Here is a 20,823-nt window from a genome sequence, read left to right on the forward strand (position 1 = left end):
GACCATGTTCAAGCTGATCATTGAAACAGCGGTGCGCCACCGCTGGCTGGTGGTGTTCATGGCCGCGCTGATCGCCGCTGTGGGCCTGTTCCAGCTGGGCAAGCTGCCAATCGACGCGGTGCCGGACATCACCAACCGCCAGGTGCAGATCAACACGGTGGCACCGGCGCTGACGCCCGAACAGATCGAGCGGCAGGTGACCTATCCGCTGGAAACCGCGCTGGCCGGCATTCCCGGCCTGACCACCACCCGTTCGCTGTCGCGCAATGGCTTCTCGCAGGTGACCGCGATCTTCACCGATGCCACCGACATCTACTTTGCCCGCCAGCAGGTGGCCGAGCGCATGCGCGAAGCGGCCGATGACCTGCCCGATGGCGCATCGCCCATGCTGTCGCCGGTCACTACCGGCCTCGGCGAGGTGCTGATGTGGACGGTGGACTTCACCACGTTCGATCCAGCCAAACTGGCCAAGCCCGATGAAGCGGGCTGGCAGGCCGGCGAGGTCTACCGCACGCCGGAAGGCAATCTGCTGCGTACACCCGAAGAACGTGCGACCTACCTGCGCACCGTGCAGGACTGGATCATCGCGCCGCAGATGCGTTCCAGTCCGGGGCTGGCCGGCGTCGATACGGTCGGCGGCTACGTCAAGGAATACGGCGTGCATCCGGACAGCGCCAGGCTGGCCGCGCACGGCCTCGGCCTGGCCGATCTGGTCACTGCCCTGCAGCGTTCCAACGTACAGGCCGGTGCCGGTTTCGTACAGCGTGCCGGCGAGGGCCTGGTGGTACGTGCTGACGGCCTGGCGCTGACCACCGACGACCTGGCGCAGGCCCCGGTGGCGACCCGCAATGGCGTGGTGGTGCGCGTGGCCGATGTGGCCGACGTCGACCTGAGCCGCGCCCCGCGCCTGGGTGCGGCCAGCCGCAACGGCCATGAAGCCGTGCTGGGCACCGCGCTGATGATTGCCGGTGGCAACAGCCGCACCGTGGCCCAGGCTGCTGCGGCGCGCCTGGAACAGGTGAACAAATCGCTGCCGGCCGACATCGTGGCGGCGCCGGTGCTGGACCGCAGCGTGCTGGTCAATTCCACCATCAAGACCGTTGCCAAGAACCTCACCGAGGGCGCGCTGCTGGTGGTGGTGGTGCTGTTCCTGCTGCTGGGCAACCTGCGAGCGGCGACGATCACCGCGCTGGTGATTCCGCTGTCGTTCCTGTTCGCAGTGATCGGCATGAACCGCTTCGGCATCAGCGGCAACCTGATGAGCCTGGGCGCGCTGGACTTCGGCATCCTGGTGGATGGCGCGGTGATCGTAGTCGAGTCGACCCTGCTGATGCTGGGCCAGCGCCGCGCCGAACTGGGCCGTGCGCTGACCGCGATGGAACGCCTGCGCGTGGCCGCCGATTCGGCCATGAAGATGGCGCGGCCGGCGGCGTTCGGCCAGCTGATCATCCTGCTGGTGTTCGCGCCGATCCTCACGCTGGAAGGCGTGGAGGGCAAGACGTTCCACCCGATGGCGGCCACCTTCATGCTGGCCCTGGTCGGTGCCTTCCTCTTCTCTTTCACCTTCGTGCCGGCGATGGCCGCGCTGCTGGTGCGCGAGCCCAAGGTGAAAGACGGTGACGCCCATGCAGACGATGGCGAGCACGAAACCAAGCTGATCCGCGTGCTGCGCGCGCGCATCGAGCCGGTGGTACGGAAGGCCGTGGCGCATCCGCGCACGGTGCTGGCCGGCGCGGTGATGATGGTGGTGGTGGGCATCGGTTCGTTCTCGCTGCTGGGCCGCGAATTCATGCCGACGCTGGACGAAGGCAACGTGGCGATGCAGGCGTTGCGCGTGCCCTCGACCTCGCTGGAGCAGTCGCTGGCGATGCAGTTGGCACTGGAAAAAGCGATCGCCAAGCAGCCGGAAGTAGAGACCGTGTTCTCGCGTACCGGTACCGCCGAGGCGGCGATCGACCCGATGCCGACCAACATCTCCGACAGCGTGATCGTGCTGAAGCCGCGCAAGGACTGGCCCGATCCGAAGCTGGGCAAGGACGCACTGGTGGCGCGCTTCGAAAAACTGGCCGGGCAGCAGCTGGGCAACAGCTTCGAGTTCAGCCAGCCGATCGAGCTGCGCTTCAACGAGCTGATTTCCGGCGTGCGTACCGACCTGGCCGTGATGATCTTCGGCGATGACTTCAGCCAGCTGCAGAAGGTGGCCGACCAGGTGGCGCTGAAGCTGCGTGCAGTGGATGGCGCGGCCGACGTGCGGGTGGAACAGATCTCCGGCCTGCCCACGCTGAACGTGGCGATCGACCACGTGGCGGCGGCGCAGTACGGGCTGACCGCCGCGGACGTGAGTGATGCGCTGTCCACCGGCATCGGCGGTACTGCGGCCGGCAAGATCTTCGAAGGCGATCGCCGCTTCAACGTGGTGGTGCGCCTGGACGATGCCTCGCGCAACGATCCGGACCAGCTCGCGTCACTGCCGATCGCCACGCCGTCGGGGCTGGTGATTCCGCTGTCGTCGGTCGCCCGCATCACAGTCAGCGAAGGGCCGAACCAGATCAGCCGCAACAACGGCAGCCGCCGCGTGGTGGTGCAGGCCAATGTGCGTGGGCGTGACCTGGGTGGCTTCGTCGGCGAGGCGCAGGCCGCAGTAGCGGACGTAGCGCTGCCGCCAGGCGCCTACCTGACCTGGGGTGGCCAGTTCGAGAACCTGCAGCGCGCGGAGAAGCGACTGGCAACGGTGGTGCCGGTGGTGTTCCTGCTGATCGGCAGCCTGCTGTTCATGGCCCTGCGCAGCGGCAAGGAAGCCATTCTGGTGTTCAGCTGCGTACCGCTGGCGCTGGTCGGCGGCATCCTCGCACTGCTGCTGCGTGGCATGCCGTTCTCGGTGTCGGCGGCGGTCGGCTTCATCGCCGTCTCCGGCGTGGCCACGTTGAATGGCCTGGTGCTGATGCAGGCGATCCGCGAGCGCCTGGATGCCGGTGACGTGCCGCTGCAGGCGGCGATCAACGGTGCCTCCAGCCGCATCCGCGCGGTGCTGACCACGGCGCTGGTGGCGATCGTCGGCTTCATTCCAATGGCGATTGCCAGCGGTTCCGGCGCGGAAGTGCAGAAGCCGCTGGCGACGGTGGTGATCGGTGGCCTGATCACCGCCACCGTGCTGACCCTGCTGGTGCTGCCGACGTTTGCCGCGCGCGTGGCCAAGCCGCGGGCGATCGGCTGAGGTTGGGGGTCGGAGCCCTTTCCACAGGAAAGGGATCCGACCCCGTGACAGGGTCGGATCCCCGCCCTTCGGGCGGGGCTCTGACCCGATCACACGACGGTCAGGCCTTCTTGCGCTCGGCGATGTAGGCCTGGATCTGCTGTTCCAGCACCGGCAGCGGCACCGAGCCCTGCTTGAGCAGGGTGTCGTGGAAGCCCTTGATGTCGAACTTGTCGCCCAGTTCCTTCTCGGCCTGCGCACGCAGGCGCACGATGGCGATCTCGCCCAGCTTGTAGCTCAACGCCTGGCCCGGCCAGGAAATGTAGCGGTCCACTTCGGTGGTCACTTCATGCTCGCTCAGCGCGGTGTGGTCACGCAGGTAGGCCAGCGCCTGCTCGCGGGTCCAACCCTTGCTGTGCACGCCGGTGTCGATCACCAGGCGCGTGGCGCGCCACATCTCGTAGGTCAGGCGGCCGAAGTCCTCGTACGGGGTTTCATAGATGCCCATTTCCACGCCCAGCTTCTCGCAGTACAGCGCCCAGCCTTCGCCATAGGCGGAGATGTAGGCGTTGCGGCGGAACTCGGGCAGGTTCTTCTGCTCGGCGGCGATGGCGCCCTGCAGCGCGTGGCCCGGATCGGATTCATGCAGGGTCAACGCCGGCAGGTTGTACAGCGGGCGCGACGGCAGGTTGTAGGTGTTGAGCCAGTAGGTGCCCATGCCACCGCGGCCGGCGGTCCAGAACGGGGCGATGTCCGGCGGCACCGGCACGATGGTGAAGCGCGCGCGCGGCAACGTCATGTACTTGCCAAGCTGGCCGTCTGCGCGCTTGGAGATCCACGCGGCACGCGACAGCAGCTCTTCCGGCGTCTTCGCATAGAACTGCGGGTCGGTGCGCAGGAAGGTCAGGAACTCGGCGAAGCTGCCCTTGAACTTCACCTGCTTGATGATGTCGTTCATTTCCTTCTGGATGCGTGCCACTTCATCCAGGCCGATGCGGTGGATCTCGTCCGGCGACAGGTCCAGCGTGGTGTATTCGTGGATCTGCTGCTTGTAGTACGCCTTGCCGTCCGGCATCGCTTCGGCGGCCAGGGTGGTACGCGCCTGAGGCACGTATTCGTTGACGAAGAAGGTGCGCAGCTGCTGGAACGCGGGCACCACCTTGCCACTGATCGCTTCACGCGCCTGCGCCTGCAGCCTGGCCTGTTCGGCCGCCGGAACGGTGTTGGGCAGCTTCTTGAACGGCGCGTACAGCGGCGATTCGGTCGGGTCCTTCAACTCGGCGACGGTGGCGATGGACACTTCGCGGCCATCGAGCACCGCGCGCGGCACGCTGAAGCCGCGCTTCAGGCCGGCGCGCATGTTTTCGGTCTGCTGGCCGAAGTAACGCGGCACATCGTTCAGCCGTGCGATGTAGTTCTGGTAGTCCTGCACGGTCTTCATCTCGCGCCGCGCCATGAAGGACAGGTTGGACCAGAACGAGGAGTCGGCATTGAACGGCATCTCGTAGCCGCGCAGGCGCGTCTCTTCGGCCAGGTTGAATACCTGATCGCGGTAGATCGCGTAGTTGACCTGGTTGTCGGGCGACAGGGTCTTCGGATCGATCTTCTTCAGCGCGGCGAGGGTCTCGTCCCACACCTTCAGGCGCGCCTGCTGCGCGGCCGGGCCGACGTCGGGCATGCGGGTGGCATTGGCCGGGGCGTCTTCGTCCTCGCTGGCCTCGCCGCCGCCATCCTGGCGCCACTTCCATTCCTTCTCGTACAGCGCGCGGAAGGCGGCATCGGCGGGCGATTCGGTGGCCACGCTGGCCGGTGCGGCGGTGGCGGGCGGCGCGGCCAGGGCCACAGCAGGGGCGGACAGGACGATCAGCAGGGCAACGGCAAGACGGGTTTTCACGAGCACAGGTTCCCGGGAAGGCAGACCCCGATGATGGCACCGCCCACGGCCCATGGCATGGGACGAAGGTCCTGCCTGCGCAGCGGACCGGGGCCCCGGTAGCGGCCAACCTGGGTTGGCCCCAAACCCAGCGCCGACCAAGGTCGGCATCTACCGGAGACCTAGTGGCTGGCCCTGTCCCGCTTCCAGCCCCGGTGCTTGATGTCCAGCTGCAGGCTGTACAGCGCGGTGAACGCCGGGAACAGGTTCTGCAGCACGCCCACCGAGTCCTGCTTGGCCGAGAACAGGAAGTAGCTCAGTGTCATCAGGCTGCCGACCACGCTCATGTACCAGAACAGCCGCGGGATCACCGGCTTGCCCGCACGCTTGGAGGCAACGAACTGGACCAGCCAGCGGCCGCCGAACATCAGCGCGCCGGTATAGCCGATCAGCTTCCAGCCGGTCACATGCAGGCCGGTCCAGTACAGCCAGGTCAGCGGCTGGTCGAGCCAGTGCAGTTCCAGGCCCATCACCGCTCTTCCACCGCGGTGCGCTTGCTGCGGGTGATCAGCCAGGCCACGCCGCGCAGGTCGCGGATGCCGACCAGCGCGCGACCGAGGTTGTTGTACTTGGAGACGCCGGCGGTGCGGTGGCGGTGGTTGACCGGCACGCTGGTGGTCTTCCAGCCGGCGCGCTGCATCAGCGCCGGCAGGTAGCGGTGCATGTGGTCGAAGTACGGCAGGTCGAGGAACGCACTGCGCTCGAACAGCTTGATGCCGCAGCCGGTATCGGGCGTATCGTCGCGCAGCATGCGTGCGCGGATGGCGTTGGCCCACTTGCTGGCCCAGCGCTTGCTGCCGCTGTCCTGGCGGTTGACCCGCCAGCCGGCGAACAGCTTCACCTGTGCCTCGGCTGCATCGCGCGCGGCCAGCAGCTTGGGAATGTCGGCCGGATCATTCTGCCCGTCGCCATCCAGGGTCGCGATCCACGGCGCACGTGCGTACTTGACGCCGGTGCGCACGGCGGTGCTCTGCCCGCTCTGGTCCACGTGGTGCAGCACCCGCAGTTCCGGCGTGGTTGCCTTCAGGCCCTGCAGCACCGCCAGGGTGTCATCGCGCGAGTGGTCGTCGATGTAGACGATCTCGAACGGCAGCCGCCCACGCAGTGCAGCGGTGATTTCGGCAACCAGCGGGGCGACATTGTCGCGTTCGTTGAACACCGGGACGACAACGGAAAGCTCGGGTTGGCTCATAAGGCACTCGGCCAAAGGGGGACAAAGACCGCGCATTCTCCGAAGCCGAGGTTATCCGAAGATGAATCCGGCCGTGTGAGGATCCCTCCTCAGGCGCGATCGCCAAAATACTCGCGGCACCACTGCACGACGGGGGGCAACCCTTCTTCGATCGGAGTCACCGCATCGAAGCCGAATGCGTCATGGGCGCGCCGGGTATCGGCCATCGTGCGCACCATGTCGCCCGGCTGCATCGGCTTGTAGACCTTCTGCGCGGGGCGACCGGCGGCCTGCTCGATCACGCTGATGAAGCGCTCCAGCTCGACCGGCGTATGGTTGCCGAGGTTGAACACCCGGTGCGGTACCGGACCTTCGGCCGGATGCGCGAGCGCGCCGAGAATACCCGATACGATGTCGGAAACATGTGTGAAATCGCGCTGCATGCGGCCTTCGTTGAACACGTCGATCGGACGCCCGGCCAGCACCGCGCGCGAGAACAGCAGCGGCGCCATGTCCGGCCGGCCCCACGGGCCATACACGGTGAAGAAGCGCAGGCCGGTGGCATGCAGGCCATACAGCTGCGCGTAGGTGTAGGCCATCAGCTCGTTGGCGGCCTTGGTCGCCGCGTACAGCGAACGCGGCTGGTCCACGCGCTGGTCCTCGGAGAACGGCGGTGTGGCCGAGTCTCCGTAGACCGAGCTGCTGGACGCGTACACCAGGTGCTGCACGCCGCGGTGGCGGCACAGCTCGAGCATGTTGACGAAGCCGACCAGGTTGCTGTCGACGTAGGCGTGCGGGTTTTCCAGCGAATAGCGCACGCCGGCCTGCGCGGCCAGATGGATCACGGCGGTCGGCTGCACCTCGTCGAACAGCGCGGCCAGGCCATCGCGATCGGTCAGGTCCAGGGTGCGCAGGTCCAGCGCCGGGCACAGCGCTGCCACGCGATCGCGCTTGATCTGCGGGTCGTAGTAGTCGTTGAAGTTGTCCAGGCCAACCACGGCCTGGCCGGCCTCCAGCAGCGCGCGGGCGGTGTAGGCACCGATGAAGCCGGCAGCGCCGGTGAGCAGGATGGTCATTGCAGTTGCCTGGGAATCAATGAATACAGGTGCAGAGGATACGCCGCAGACTCAGAACAGCCCGAAACGCTTCCTGGCCACGTTGGTGCGGCCGGGTTCGATCACATCCTGGATCTTCTTCGCATCGAAGCGGTCGAGCAGCGCCTCGGCGCCCTTCTTCAGCTTCAGGTCCATCTCTTCCGGATACAGCGGGACCAGGCTCATGAAGCTGATGGTCTTGCCGTCGTCCAGTTCCAGCGTGGCGAATTCTTCCGGGGTGGTCACCGGCGGCAGCACGATGGCACCGTCGAAGCCCACGCCCGGCGCGTAGGGCTCGCTGGGATGGCCGTTGGGAATGGTGTGGCCGAAGCCCAGCCAGGTGTCGTACTCGTGCGGCAGCCGCGCCATGCCCTTCAGCAGGCGCACCGGCCAGTAATTGCGTTCGTCCTCGAAGGCATCCTGCGAGATCGGCCAGTCAGCCGGCAGGGTCACCATCAGTTCCATGTAGCGGGGCACGTCCGCGTCCACCTCGGCGGGCACGGTCATCGGCAGGTCACTCATGCCGGAGGTGACCAGGCGCAGGTACGGACACTGGTCAGTGGCCGGTACCACGTGCACGTCGATGTGCACCAGGTCGGAGATGATCTCGTGGAAGACACCGGACACCGGACCCAGATGGCGCTCGATGTGCGCGCCGATCGCCTCGATGTGTTCTTCGCCCTGTGGCGGGGTGAAGTCCTTCTGGCGGCTGTGCACCATGATCGGGCTGCCGCCCGGGCTGACGTCGTCGAATGTGTTGCTCATGTCCTGCTCCCTGGATGAGGCCACGGACCGGAGAGCGATGCATCCCCCGGTGTGCGCGGCGGTGCGTTCCCTGTCATCTGCAGGACACGGCAGGAACAGGCCGCATCCCCTGGCGCTGCGCCGGGCTCAGCCCTGGCGCGTACGCAGCTTTTCCAGCACGCCGTCCAGGGTATCCAGGTCGGTGTAGTGGATGATCAGCTTGCCCTTGCCGCCCCGGCCGTGGCTGATCGCCACCTTGGCGCCCAGCGCTTCGGACAGCTCGGTTTCCAGCGAGGCGATGTCGGCCTGCTGCACCTTCGGCGTGGCGACCGGGCGGTTGCTCGGCACCTTGCCGGCGGCGAAGGCCTGCGCACGGCGCTCGACCTCGCGCACCGACCAGCCTTCATCGGCCGCTTCCTGTGCCAGCTTGCCGGCCAGCTCGGGGGCCAGGGTCAGCAGCGCGCGGGCATGGCCCATTTCCAGGCGGCGGGTTTCCAGCAGCAGGCGGATCGCCACCGGCAGCTCCAGCAGGCGCAGCAGGTTGGACACCGCCGCGCGCGAGCGGCCGACGGCCTCGGCGGCCTCGGCATGGGTCAGGGTGAATTCGCTGATCAGGCGCTGCAGCGCCTCGGCTTCTTCCAGCGGGTTGAGGTCTTCGCGCTGGATGTTCTCGATCAGCGCCATCGCGATGACGGTGCGGTCTTCCAGCTCGCGCACCACCACCGGCACTTCGTCCAGCCCGGCCAGCTGCGAGGCGCGCCAGCGGCGCTCACCGGCAACGATTTCGTAGTTGCCCGCCGGCAGCTGGCGCACCAGGATCGGCTGGATCACACCCTGCGACTTGATCGAGTCGGCCAGCTCGGACAGCTTGCCCTCGTCCATCTCGCGGCGCGGCTGGTACTTGCCCGGCTGCAGCTGGCCCACGGCCAGCTTGCGCAGCACTTCGCCCGGCAGCGGCTCGATCACCGCGGTGGTGGCCTGCACCTGGCTGACCGCCCCCTTGGGACCCAGCAGCGCATCCAGGCCACGGCCGAGGCCTCGCTTCTTGGCTGCCGGCTTGCTGCTGGTCATCAGACGGTCTCCACGGCCTTGGCGGCCTTGTTGCGTTCGTTGTTGCGGCGGATGATCTCGCCGGCCAGGCCCAGGTAGGCCACGCCACCGCGCGAGGCGCGGTCGTAGCCGACGATGCTCTGGCCATGGCTGGGCGCCTCGGCCAGGCGCACGTTGCGCGGCACGATGGTGCGGAACACGCGGTCGCCGAAGTGCTCGGTGAGCTCGGCCGAGACCGCGTTGGCCAGGTTGTTGCGCACGTCGAACATGGTGCGCAGCACGCCTTCGATCTCCAGCGCCGGGTTAAGGTTGGCACGCAGCGCATCGATGGTTTCCACCAGCGCGCTCAGGCCTTCCAGCGCGTAGTACTCACACTGCATCGGCACGATCACCGAATCGGCGGCGGCCAGCGCGTTGAGCGTCAGCAGCGACAGCGCCGGCGGGCAGTCGATCAGGATGTAGTCGTACTCGTCGCGGATTGGTGCCAGCGCGCGCTTCAGCCGCTGCTCGCGCTCGCTCTGCGCCATCAGCTGGATCTCGGCGGCGGTCAGGTCGATGTTGCCGGGCAGCAGGTCGTAGCCTTCGGCGGTCTGCACGCGCACGTCGGCGGCGCTGGACTCGCCCAGCAGCAGATCGTAGGTGGAAGCGGCCAGCTCACGCTTGTCCACGCCACTGCCCATGGTCGCGTTGCCCTGCGAATCCAGGTCGACCAACAGCACGCGCTTGGGTGCGTTGGCCAGGGAAGCGGCCAGGTTGACGGCGGTCGTGGTCTTGCCGACGCCACCCTTCTGGTTGGCGATGGCGATGATGCGGGCCATGCGGGTGTGCCTCGTCGACGTGTGCTGGGACCGGTCATTATGCGTACAACCGGCCCCTTGCGGAAATCGTGAATCGCCAACCCGTTGTTCCACAAAGGGCTGGCGGCGGGAATCAGGGACCTGTAACCGTGACCAGGTGGCGTTCGCCGGCCAGGCCGGGCACGCTCAGCGGGGTCACCTCACGCACCTTCCAGCCAGCCGGCAGGTCCGCGATCTCCTCATGCGGGTAGACGCCCTTCATGGCCAGCAGTACGCCGCCGGGGCGCAGCAGGTGGCCACCAACGCGGACGATGCCGGCCAGGGTGTCCATCGCGCGCGCGGTCAGCTGGTCGTAGCGGCCGGCCTCGTCCAGCGCCTCGGCGCGCGATTCGGCCACGCGGGCATTGTCCAGACCCAGCTGGCGCACGGCCTCGCGCATGAAGCGCGCCTTCTTGCCGTTGCTCTCGACCAGGGTGACCTGCAGGCCCGGGCAGGCGATCGCCAGCGGGATGCCGGGCAGCCCGGGGCCGGTGCCGAGGTCGGCCAGGCTGCCATCGGCCACGAACGGCTGCATTGCCAGCGAGTCGAGCAGGTGGCGCGTGACCATCTCCTGCGGGTCGCGGATGGCGGTGAGGTTGTAGGTGCCGTTCCAGCGGTGCAGCAGGGCCAGGTAGCGCAGCAGCGGCGGCGCCAGCGCGGCGTCCAGGCCCATGCTGGCCAGGCCCTGTTCCAGCGTGGCAGCCACGCTGGCGGGAAGTGGGTGTTCGCTCATGCCGGCATTATCGCCGGTTTTGCGCGCTGATTCCCCGCTTCAGTGCGGATACCAGGCCAACGCCGCACGGAACTGGCCGCTGGCCTGCCATTCGTGCAGGTGCCAGCGCGCGGCCTCGCCCAGTTCCGGGTCGCACCAGCGCAGGTGCAGGGCACCATCGGCCCCCGGCGCCAGCTGCAGGCGGTGCAGGCCGAACGAGATGCCCTGGCCGTGCGCCTTCAGGATGGCTTCCTTGGCGCACCACACGCGGAAGAACCAGTGCTCGCGGCCGGCCTGGTCCAGACTTTCCAGCCAGGCCACCTCCTCGGGGTGGAAGAAGCGCTGCACGATCTCCAGCAGGCGGGCCCGCGGCCGCAGCAGTTCCAGATCCACACCCAGCCGCACGCCTTCGCCCAGCGCCACCAGCAGCACCTCGCCACTGTGGCTCCAGCCGGTGCCGTAGTGGGCCAGCGCGCCGCTCAGTTCCGGCCGGCCCTTGTCATCGCGGACCAGCGGCAGCGTCTCCGGGTCGGCACCCAATGCCTGTGCCAGCACCTGCCGCGCCTGCGGTTCACCGCGCTGGCCCGGCACGTGCGGACGCCGCCAGACCGTCACCGGACCGAAGCGCCACGGGCCATCGAGGGTGGCTGGCAGGCTCATCCGCACGCGCCCGTCACGCAATTGCACGACGGGTTCACAGCCCTGCGCGTCAACTGGTCACAGTTCCCCACCGGAGGTTCGATCATGGGCATCATCATCTGGCTGATCGTCGGCGGCATCGTAGGCTGGCTGGCCAGCATCATCATGAAGCGCGATGCCCAGCAGGGCATCATCCTCAACATCGTGGTCGGCATCGTCGGCGCGCTGATTTCCGGCTGGCTGTTCGGCGGTGGCATCAACGAAGCGATCACCATCCGCACCTTCCTGTTCTCGCTGATCGGTGCGGTGATCCTGCTGGCGATCGTCAACCTGTTCACCCGCAAGAGCATACGGTGATCTGGGGGGGTAGCGCCGGGCCATGCCCGGCGTCACCCTGCCGCCGCTGCGCTCGCCGGGCATGGCCCGGCGCTACCTCAACTCAACCCAACTGTACCCACGCCGGCGCATGGTCGCTCGGACGTTCCCAGGTGCGCGGCTCGCGGTCGATGCCCGAAGCCACCGCACCGCTCTTCAGCGCATCGGAGACCAGGGTCAGGTCGATGCGCAGGCCCAGGTTGCGACGGAAACCAGCGGCGCGGTAATCCCACCAGCTGAAGGTACCCGCCTCGTCGTTGTGCAGGCGGAAGCCGTCGTGCAGGCCCAGCTGCAGCAGCTTGTTCAATGCGCCGCGCTCGGCGGTGGAGGTCAGGATGTGGTTGTCGTTCCACACCTCCGGGTCGTGCACGTCGCGCGCGTCCGGGGCGATGTTGAAGTCGCCCATCACGATCAGCTTCGGGTGGCGCTGCAGCTCTTCGGCGATCCAGGCATGGACCGCCTCAAGCCAGCGCAGCTTGTAGTCGTACTTGTCGGTACCGATGTCCTGGCCGTTGACCACGTACAGGTTGATCACGCGCAGGTCGCCGAAGGTACCGGCGATGACGCGCTTCTGCTCGTCCTCGAAACCGGGAATGCCGATCTGCACGTCCTGCGCCGGCTCACGCGACAGCAGCGCCACGCCGTTGTAGGTCTTCTGGCCGGCGAACACGCTGCGGTAACCCGCGGCGATCAGCGCCGAATCGGGGAACTTGTGGTCCTCCAGCTTGGTTTCCTGGATACCGACGATGTCCGGGCCGAAATCCTTGAGCCACTGCTCCAGGTGCGGCAGGCGGACATTGAGCGAATTGACGTTCCACGAGGCGATCTTCATGGGCGCATTCTACCCGGGTAGGCCTGGGTTGCCTTGTAGAGCCGAGCCCACGCTCGGCTGCGTCTGCCTGGACCAGCCAAGGGCAGCCAAGCGTGGGCTCGGCTCTACAGAAGAATCGGGCCCTGATTCAGTAGAGCCACGCCCTGCCTGGGTTCACCGCAGCAGCAGCTTCAACAACCCCGCAATCTTCGAATATGGCGGCCGCAGCCGGTCACTGGTCGCCCAGCGCGCCTGCCACAGCACGGGCAGGCGCTTGCTCATCGCGTCGAACCCGGCCCGGCCGTGGTACGCGCCCATGCCGCTGGCGCCCACCCCGCCAAACGGCAGGCCATCGGCGGCGAAGTGCAGCAGCGTGTCATTCACCGTCACCCCGCCCGCCACCACCTGGCCGAGGATGCGCTCCACCGTCGCCTTGTCGTGGCTGAAGGGATACAGCGCCAGCGGCCGGTCGCGCGACAGCACGTCGGCCAATGCGGCATCCAGATCCGGATAGGCGCGCACCGGCAGGATCGGGCCGAATATCTCCTCGCGCATCAGGTCCAGGTCGTCGGGCGGGTCCAGCACCACGGTCGGCACCAGCAGGCGCTCGCGGTCGGCGCGCGCCTCATCCACCTGCGCCAGTGGAATCACTGGCACGCCGCGTTCCCGCGCCTGTGCCAGATAGCCCTGCAGGCGCCGGTACTGGCCTTCATTGATGATGCGGGTGTAATCGCCGGCATCGCTGAAATCGCCATAGCGCTCGCGCACCTGCTGCTGCAGCGCCTGTACGAACTCACGCTGGCGCACGGTATCGATCAGCACGTAATCCGGCGCGATGCAGGTCTGGCCCGCGTTGAACCACTTGCCGGTGGCCAGCCGCGCGGCGGCCTTGTCCAGCGGGAAATCCCGACAGACGATGGCCGGCGACTTGCCGCCCAGCTCCAGCGTGACCGGCACCAGATGCTCGGCGGCGGCGGCCATCACCTTGCGGCCCACGGCGGTCGAGCCGGTGAACAGCAGATGGTCCAACGGCAGCGACGACACCGCTGCGGCCACGTCCGCCCCGCCCTGCACCACCGCCACCCGATCGGGCGGGAACACACTGGCCAGCAGATCGGCCAGGAACGCGCTGGTACGCGGCGTATGTTCCGAAGGCTTGAGCAGCACATGGTTGCCTGCGGCGATGGCGGTAGCCAAAGGCACCAGTGCCAGCGTGACCGGGTAGTTCCAGGGCGAGATCACCCCGACCACGCCCAGCGGCGTCGGCCGCAGTTGCGCGCGCGCCGGCCACAGCTTCCAGCCGGCCGATGCGTGCTGCGGCTTCGACCAGCGCCGCAGGTGGCGGCGCAGGTGGTCGATGGCCGACAGCACGCTCATGCCATCGGCCAGCTTCGATTCAACGTGGGCGCGGTGGCCGAAGTCTTCTGCGATGGCCGCAGCCATATCGTCCAGGCGTGCCTTCAGCGCTTCGCGGAGGCGGCGCAGGTCTGCCTCGCGCTGGTCCAGCGTGGGGCGCTGCGACTGCCAGGCGCTGCGCAGGGTGTGCAGGAGGGCGGGGAGCTCGGCCGGCGGAATGGTGGTCATGCCGCGACTATACGGCGTGCGGCACGTCTCGATGGGCACGAGATGGCGTGTGGCTTCGGATGCTTGTCAACCGCGATGATGGCATTGAACGCTGCCTGTTCGCTTCTGCGGAATTTTGTGCCGCGCGTAGCGCGGTCGCCGAGCATCGCTCGGCGCTACAGGGAAACGAAAAGGCCGTGGTCTGCACCACGGCCCCTGAAACCCGGTGGGTGCCGACCGTTGGTCGGCACGCCGGTTATTGGGTGATATCCACGTCCTTGGTTTCGCGCAGGAACAGGCCGCCGATCACCACCGACATCAGCGCGATGATGATGGGGTACCACAGGCCGTAGTACAGGTTGCCGGTACCGGCCACCAGCGCGAAGGAGATCGCCGGCAGGAAGCCACCGAACCAGCCGTTGCCGATGTGGTACGGCAGCGACATCGAGGTGTAGCGGATGCGGGTCGGGAACAGTTCCACCAGGTAGGCAGCGATCGGGCCGTAGACCATGGTCACGTACAGCACCAGCAGCCACAGCATGAACACCGTGCCGGCAATGTTGATGCGTGCACCATCGGCCTTGGCCGGGTAGCCGGCGGCGGTCAGGGCGGTCTTCAGTTCCGCACCGAACGCATCGGCCTTGGCCTTGCCGTCTTCCTTGGTCAGGCCGGCGGCCTCATACGAGGTGACACTGGCGCTGCCCACGTTCACCATCGCCAGCGAGCCGGCGGCGGCGGGCTGCACGTCGTACGGCACACCGGCCTTGGTCAGCGCGGCGGTAGCCACGTCGCAGGAGCTGGTGAACTTGCGCAGGCCCACCGGATCGAACTGGAACGAGCAGGTAGCCGGATCGGCCACGACCAGGGCCGGCGAGCTGCTGCGGGCTTCTTCGATGGCCGGGTTGGCGAAGTGGGTCAGGCCCTTGAAGATCGGGATGTAGGTGACGGCGGCCAGCAGGCAGCCGGCCAGGATGATCTTCTTGCGGCCGATACGGTCGGACAGCCAGCCGAAGAAGATGAAGAACGGTACGCCCAACGCCAGCGCGGCCGCGATCAGCAGGTAGGAGGTGGTGGCATCGACCTTCAGCATGCTGCTGAGGAAGAACAGCGCGTAGAACTGGCCGCCATACCAGACCACCGCCTGACCCGCCGCCGCACCGAGCAGGACCAGCAGCATCAGCTTCAGGTTGCCGCCCTTCAGGCTGTCACGGAACGGGGTCTTGGAACCCTTGCCCTCGGACTTCATCTGCTGGAACAGCGGCGACTCGCTCAGCTGCAGGCGGATCCACACTGAGACACCCAGCAGCAGGATCGAGACCAGGAACGGAATGCGCCAGCCCCAGGCTTCGAAGGCTTCATTGCCCAGGAAGTAACGGCAGGCCAGGATGATCAGCAGCGACATGAACAGGCCGAGCGTGGCCGTGCACTGGATGAAGCTGGTGTACAGGCCACGTTTGTCGTCCGGCGCGTGCTCGGCCACGTAGGTGGCGGCACCGCCGTACTCGCCGCCCATCGCCAGGCCCTGGGCCAGGCGCAGGATGATCAGGATCACCGGCGCGGCGAAACCGATCGAGGCGTAGTTGGGCAGCACGCCGACCAGGAAGGTCGAGATGCCCATGATCAGGATGGTGACCAGGAAGGTGTACTTGCGGCCGATGCGGTCGCCGAGGCTGCCGAAGAAGGCCGCGCCGAACGGACGCACGAAGAAGCCGGCGGCAAACGCCAACAGGGCGAAGATCATGCCTGTGGTTTCATTGACGCCACTGAAGAACTGCTTGGCGATGATGGCCGCGAGCGAGCCGTACAGGAAGAAGTCGTACCACTCGAACACCGTGCCGAGGCTCGAGGCGAAGATGACCTTCTTGTGACCCTTGGTCAGGGTGCCCGCTTTGTGTGCGGTACTGGGTGTGCTGGACATGGGGCGTTTTCCCTCGGTAGATGCCGACCTTGGTCGGTACTCAATTCGGTAGGTACCGGCCGCGGGCCGGCACGCAATCTCTATAGGTGCCGACCTTGGTCGGCACTCCTCTAGAAGCTGTACTTGGTGGTGAACTGCAATCGGGTGATGTCACCCTTGTTGCCGTTCTCCACTTCGCGACGGCCGTACATCAGCTCCGCACCGATATCGACCTTGGGCAGCGGCGAATAGAAGATGTTGCCGCGGATGCTCTGCACGCTCTTGGTTACCAGCGGGCCGAGGATGCTGTCGTTGTCGTAGTCGCTGCGCGCGTAGATCAGGTTGGTGCGCAACTTCGGCGAGAACGCATGCCGCCAGCCCACGTAGCCGGCAAGCACGCCGGTCGGGTTGAGTTCGTCGCGGGCCACGTCATAGGCACTGTCGGCGGTGATGCCCAGGCCGATGTAGCGGGCGATGCCTTCGCCGCCGGTCAGCTGGTAGTGCAGCGAATCGCTGTCACCCATCACCCATTTGCCGCCCAGGGTCAGGCCGCCAGCCACCTTGTCGGCCTTGGCGCCGGTGGCCTGGTTGTCGACCTTCAGCTGACGGACGATGCCGCCGACACCGAAGGTGCCCCAATCACCCTTCCAGCCATAGCGCATGGTCAGATCGGGCAGGCTGCCACGGTCGGAGTTGGCGCTGACGTTGGTCCATGCCCCGGTGACCGGGTTGCGGGTACCGGTGAGGGTGGTGGTTTCCGGGTTTTCCAGCGCGACGCTGAAGCCACCCTGGGTGTAACGCACCTGGGCCTGGCGCACGAAGATCACGCCATCGGTGGGGCCGACGAAGTCGACCGCCTCGGGCAGTGCGGCCGCGTCCATGAAGTTGGACCAGGTCTGGCCGGCCATCCAGTTGTTCCAGTACATGTAGGCGTGGCGCAGGGTCACACCGTAGGTATTGGTGGCGGTCTGGTTGCCCAGTGAATTGCCGAAGAAGTCCATCTCGAAGAACGCACCGGCCTTGTTGCCCGATTCGCTCACGTTGTCGATGCCCAGGTTGAAGCGCGAGAACTTGGCGTGGGCATTGAAGTCGGTGCCCGAACGCTTGCCGCTGCCGCCAGCGCCTTCCACCGGGGTCTGGCCCGGCAGGTACAGCGAGCGGCCGGTGGCGTCGTCGGCCAGCTGGCCATCGCTGGTCTGGGTGGCCAGGAAGTCGGCCTTGATGAAGCCGCCGATCTTGACCGTGGTGCCCGGCGCCGCGCCCGGGGTGATGGTGGTGACCTGGATGGGCTGCTTGCCGGCCGGCACCTGTGCGACCGGCTTCTGCTCGGCCTGCAGCGTGCGGACTTCGGTTACGGCCTGCTGGGTCTGGCTGATCTGGGTCTGTTGTTGTTGCTGCGAAGACAGCAGCAGCTGGACCTGGCGTTCCAGTTCGGCAACGCGTGCTTCCAGCGCCTTCTCTTTGGCGGTCTCTGCGAACGCCATGCCCGGTGCGACCAGGGCGACCAACAGGCAGGCCGCCAAAGGTGTGCGCACGGCTTTCAACGTACGGTGGCTCATGTTGCCCTCTCTCCCAAGTGGCAAGGTGATGCCGCGCGTGGGGCACGGTCGAGCCGAGACTGCGGGGCGATTATGTATAGCGGCTATTCGCCATTGGTCGAACCCGGCCCTGCTGGGCGCTCACTTTCGACCATGGTCTAACCAAGGTGGTGACGCGGCCGGGGGTGGATGGGGCAAACTGAGGGGGATCGGTCGCTGCGATGCTGCGACCGCACATACAAAGTCAACGTGCAAGTGAGGGTGCCATGGCTGATATCTACCCCGTCGATCCGCAGTTCGCCGCCAAGGCACGCATCGACAAGAAGACTTATGAACAGCAGTACCAGGCGTCGGTGACCGATCCGGATGGATTCTGGGGCAAGGCCGCCGAGCGCCTGCAATGGATGCGCGCGCCGACGAAGATCAAGAACGTCAGCTACGACCTGTCCGACTTCCACATCAAGTGGTTCGAGGATGGCGAGCTCAATGCCAGCGTGAACTGCCTGGATCGCCAGCTGGAAACGCGCGGCGACAAGACCGCCCTGCTGTTCGAGCCGGACGGCCCGGATGCACCGGCCCAGCACGTGACCTATCGCGAGCTGTACGAGCGCACCTGCCGCCTCGGCAACGCGCTGCGCAACCTGGGCGTCAAGAAGGGCGACCGGGTCACCATCTACCTGCCAATGATTGTCGACGCTGCGGTGGCCATGCTGGCCTGCGCGCGCATCGGTGCGATCCACTCGGTGGTGTTCGGTGGCTTCGCGCCGAACTCGATTGCCGACCGCGTCAGCGACTGCCAGAGCAAGCTGATCATCACCGCCGACGAGGGCCTGCGCGGTGGCCGCAGGATTCCGCTGAAGGCCAACGTCGATGCCGCGCTGAAGCTGCCGGGCACGAACACGGTTGAAACCGTGCTGGTGGTGCGCCATACCGGCGGCGCGGTGGACATGCAGGCGCCGCGCGACCGCTGGTTCCACGATGTGGTGGACAGCCAGCCGGCCAGCTGCGAGCCGGAACGCATGAACGCCGAAGACCCGCTGTTCATCCTCTACACCTCCGGTTCCACCGGCAAGCCAAAGGGCGTGCTGCACACCACCGGCGGTTACCTGCTGTACGCGGCCTACACCCATGAAGCGGTGTTCGACCTGCGCGAGGACGACATCTACTGGTGCACCGCCGACGTCGGCTGGGTCACCGGCCACAGCTACATCGTGTACGGTCCGCTGGCCAACGGCGCGACCTCGCTGATGTTCGAAGGCGTGCCGAACTACCCGGACACCTCGCGTTTCTGGAATGTCATCGACAAGCACAAGGTGAGCATCTTCTACACCGCCCCGACCGCCATCCGTGCGCTGATGCGCGAGGGCGAGGAGCCGGTGAAGAAGACCTCCCGCGCGTCGCTGCGCCTGCTCGGTAGCGTGGGCGAACCCATCAATCCGGAAGCCTGGCGCTGGTACTACGAGGTGGTCGGCGACAGCCGCTGCCCGATCGTCGATACCTGGTGGCAGACCGAAACCGGCGGCATCCTGATCTCGCCGCTGGCCGGTGCGATGGACCTCAAGCCGGGTTCGGCCACCCTGCCCTTCTTCGGCGTGCAGCCGGCGCTGGTCAATGCCGATGGCGAGATCCAGGAAGGCCCGACCGAGGGCAACCTGATCATCCGTGATTCCTGGCCAGGCCAGATGCGTACGGTGTACGGCGACCACCAGCGTTTCATCGATACGTATTTCCGCACCTACCCGGGCAGCTACTTCACCGGTGACGGTTGCCGCCGCGACGAGGACGGCTATTACTGGATCACCGGCCGCGTTGACGACGTGATCAATGTGTCCGGCCACCGCATCGGCACCGCCGAAGTGGAAAGCGCGCTGGTCTCGCATCCGAAGGTGGCCGAAGCCGCCGTGGTCGGCTTCCCGCACGACGTGAAGGGCCAGGGCATCTATGCCTACGTGACCCTGGTGGCCGAAGAAGCGCCGAGCGACGAACTGCAGAAGGAACTGGTCGCCTGGGTACGCAAGGAAATCGGCCCGATCGCCACGCCGGACCACCTGCAGTGGGCGCCGGGCCTGCCGAAGACCCGCTCGGGCAAGATCATGCGCCGCATCCTGCGCAAGATCGCCGAGAACGCACCGGACCAGCTCGGCGACACCTCGACCCTGGCCGATCCGTCGGTGGTGGCGTCGCTGGTGGACGAGCGCAAGGTGCGCTGATGCCGTGACTGCAGGCGCAGGACGCGCCAGGGACGTGGCCGGGAGGAGGGACCCGGCCGTGTCCGACCCGTCCTGCACCTGCCATCACGTCGCTCTTTTTCCTGATCGATAAGCTCGACCCATGACCACCCTCCTGATTGCCGATGACCACCCGCTGTTCCGCGAAGCCCTGCGTGGGGCGGTGCAGCGGGTCATCCCGGGCGTACAACTGTTCGAGGCCGACAGCGTGGAAGCACTGTACGCGCTGGCCGATCAGCACAACGACGCCGACCTGGTCCTGATGGACCTCAACATGCCGGGTGCGCAGGGCTTCAACGCACTCGTGCACATGCGCTCACTGCACCCCCAGCTGCCGGTGGTGGTGGTGTCCGCGCGCGAAGAGGCCACGGTGATGCGCCGCGCGCTCGACCACGGTGCGCTCGGCTTCATTCCCAAATCGGCCGACTCGGACACCATCGGCCATGCACTCGGCACCATCCTCGATGGCGAGACCTGGGCACCGCCGGAAGCGCACAACGTGCCGCCCACCGGCAGCGAAGAACGCGAAGTCGGCCAGCGCCTGCGCGAGCTGACCCCGCAGCAGTTCCGCGTCCTGCAGATGCTCGGCGCCGGCCGCTTGAACAAGCAGATCGCCTACGACCTCAACGTCTCCGAAGCAACGATCAAGGCCCACGTCACCGCCATCCTGCGCAAGCTGGGCGTGACCAACCGCACCCAGGCCGTGCTGATGGCCGGCAAGCTGGCCATCGACGACGACGCCATCGTGCTGCCGCCGGAAGAAGACTGAGGTAGTGCCGGCCGCTGGCCGGCAATCGCCTGAAACGCCTGAAACCGCCTTGGTAGGTGCCAAGCTTGCTTGGCACGCCTTTGCTTCGCCCATGTTATAGCCATCGCTATAAAAACCAGCCCTGCCTGCGCGTTTCGCTGCAAATGCGCCACGCGCGGATCGCGGTGCTAAGCTTCGCGTCCCCTTGGGGAGTAGCCGGATTCCTACGCAGGAATCGTCCACGTCAACATACTCGGCCACTGCGCCGTGGCGTGGACAACCATGATGGTT

General features: G+C 66.8%; 17 protein-coding genes and 1 riboswitch. Of the genes, 4 read left to right on the plus strand and 13 right to left on the minus strand.

Annotation, left to right across the window (positions count from 1 at the left end; genetic code table 11):
- Positions 1-4 precede the first annotated feature (4 nt).
- Positions 5-3,214, plus strand: a complete 3,210-nt coding sequence (locus GOC52_RS20170) for an efflux RND transporter permease subunit (RefSeq protein ID WP_191850340.1) — start codon at positions 5-7, stop codon at positions 3,212-3,214.
- A 100-nt stretch (positions 3,215-3,314) separates the two neighbouring features.
- Here GOC52_RS20170 and GOC52_RS20175 read toward each other — a convergent pair whose 3' ends face one another.
- From GOC52_RS20175 to GOC52_RS20215, 9 genes are all read right to left on the minus strand, one after another.
- Complete coding sequence (locus GOC52_RS20175) at positions 3,315-5,087, minus strand: DUF885 domain-containing protein (RefSeq protein WP_191850342.1); 1,773 nt, start codon at positions 5,085-5,087, stop codon at positions 3,315-3,317.
- Positions 5,088-5,248: 161 nt separating this feature from the next.
- The gene (locus GOC52_RS20180; protein WP_010482376.1) at positions 5,249-5,596 is read right to left on the minus strand and encodes a lipid-A-disaccharide synthase N-terminal domain-containing protein; all 348 of its coding nucleotides are present in this window, start codon (positions 5,594-5,596) and stop codon (positions 5,249-5,251) included.
- Positions 5,596-6,318, minus strand: coding sequence for a glycosyltransferase family 2 protein (locus GOC52_RS20185; protein WP_049436020.1), 723 nt, complete (start codon positions 6,316-6,318; stop codon positions 5,596-5,598). The genes GOC52_RS20180 and GOC52_RS20185 overlap by 1 nt, the downstream gene beginning before the upstream one ends.
- An 89-nt stretch (positions 6,319-6,407) precedes the next feature.
- Positions 6,408-7,373 carry an NAD-dependent epimerase/dehydratase family protein gene (locus GOC52_RS20190; RefSeq protein ID WP_049436021.1) on the minus strand — a complete coding sequence of 322 codons (966 nt, stop codon included), beginning with the start codon at positions 7,371-7,373 and terminating at the stop codon, positions 6,408-6,410.
- A gap of 51 nt (positions 7,374-7,424) precedes the next feature.
- Complete coding sequence (locus GOC52_RS20195; RefSeq protein WP_049436022.1) at positions 7,425-8,156, minus strand: suppressor of fused domain protein; 732 nt, start codon at positions 8,154-8,156, stop codon at positions 7,425-7,427.
- A gap of 126 nt (positions 8,157-8,282) precedes the next feature.
- Positions 8,283-9,206 (minus strand): ParB/RepB/Spo0J family partition protein, encoded by a 924-nt coding sequence (locus tag GOC52_RS20200; RefSeq protein ID WP_019338308.1) that lies wholly within the window; start codon positions 9,204-9,206, stop codon positions 8,283-8,285.
- The gene (locus GOC52_RS20205) at positions 9,206-10,003 is read right to left on the minus strand and encodes a ParA family protein (RefSeq protein ID WP_109813712.1); all 798 of its coding nucleotides are present in this window, start codon (positions 10,001-10,003) and stop codon (positions 9,206-9,208) included. The genes GOC52_RS20200 and GOC52_RS20205 overlap by 1 nt, the downstream gene beginning before the upstream one ends.
- A 112-nt stretch (positions 10,004-10,115) precedes the next feature.
- Positions 10,116-10,754, minus strand: a complete 639-nt coding sequence (gene rsmG / locus GOC52_RS20210) for a 16S rRNA (guanine(527)-N(7))-methyltransferase RsmG (RefSeq protein ID WP_010482382.1) — start codon at positions 10,752-10,754, stop codon at positions 10,116-10,118.
- A 39-nt stretch (positions 10,755-10,793) separates the two neighbouring features.
- Positions 10,794-11,393: a 4'-phosphopantetheinyl transferase family protein gene (locus GOC52_RS20215; protein WP_049454213.1), complete on the minus strand. Its 600-nt coding sequence runs from the start codon at positions 11,391-11,393 to the stop codon at positions 10,794-10,796.
- 84 nt (positions 11,394-11,477) lie between these two features.
- Here GOC52_RS20215 and GOC52_RS20220 point away from each other — a divergent pair, with 84 nt between their 5' ends.
- Complete coding sequence (locus tag GOC52_RS20220) at positions 11,478-11,729, plus strand: GlsB/YeaQ/YmgE family stress response membrane protein (RefSeq protein WP_005411656.1); 252 nt, start codon at positions 11,478-11,480, stop codon at positions 11,727-11,729.
- A gap of 82 nt (positions 11,730-11,811) precedes the next feature.
- Here GOC52_RS20220 and xth read toward each other — a convergent pair whose 3' ends face one another.
- From xth to GOC52_RS20240, 4 genes are all read right to left on the minus strand, one after another.
- Complete coding sequence (xth, locus tag GOC52_RS20225; protein ID WP_049413190.1) at positions 11,812-12,579, minus strand: exodeoxyribonuclease III; 768 nt, start codon at positions 12,577-12,579, stop codon at positions 11,812-11,814.
- Between the two features lie 153 nt (positions 12,580-12,732).
- The gene (locus tag GOC52_RS20230; RefSeq protein WP_191850344.1) at positions 12,733-14,142 is read right to left on the minus strand and encodes a coniferyl aldehyde dehydrogenase; all 1,410 of its coding nucleotides are present in this window, start codon (positions 14,140-14,142) and stop codon (positions 12,733-12,735) included.
- 235 nt (positions 14,143-14,377) lie between these two features.
- The gene (locus GOC52_RS20235) at positions 14,378-16,039 is read right to left on the minus strand and encodes an MFS transporter (RefSeq protein WP_043399645.1); all 1,662 of its coding nucleotides are present in this window, start codon (positions 16,037-16,039) and stop codon (positions 14,378-14,380) included.
- Between the two features lie 110 nt (positions 16,040-16,149).
- Complete coding sequence (locus tag GOC52_RS20240; protein WP_191850346.1) at positions 16,150-17,577, minus strand: DcaP family trimeric outer membrane transporter; 1,428 nt, start codon at positions 17,575-17,577, stop codon at positions 16,150-16,152.
- A 245-nt stretch (positions 17,578-17,822) separates the two neighbouring features.
- On the opposite strand from GOC52_RS20240, the gene acs reads away from it, so the two are divergent.
- Together acs and GOC52_RS20250 are read left to right on the plus strand one after the other, a co-directional pair.
- Positions 17,823-19,766 carry an acetate--CoA ligase gene (gene acs, locus GOC52_RS20245; RefSeq protein ID WP_191850348.1) on the plus strand — a complete coding sequence of 648 codons (1,944 nt, stop codon included), beginning with the start codon at positions 17,823-17,825 and terminating at the stop codon, positions 19,764-19,766.
- 121 nt (positions 19,767-19,887) lie between these two features.
- A complete protein-coding gene (locus tag GOC52_RS20250; RefSeq protein WP_005420420.1) occupies positions 19,888-20,553 on the plus strand; it encodes a response regulator transcription factor in 666 nt (221 codons plus the stop codon).
- A gap of 180 nt (positions 20,554-20,733) precedes the next feature.
- Positions 20,734-20,823: riboswitch (yybP-ykoY riboswitch) on the plus strand.

Origin of the sequence: Stenotrophomonas sp. SXG-1 (assembly GCF_014083965.1) — a bacterium.
GTDB classification, from domain to species: Bacteria; Pseudomonadota; Gammaproteobacteria; order Xanthomonadales; family Xanthomonadaceae; genus Stenotrophomonas; species Stenotrophomonas geniculata.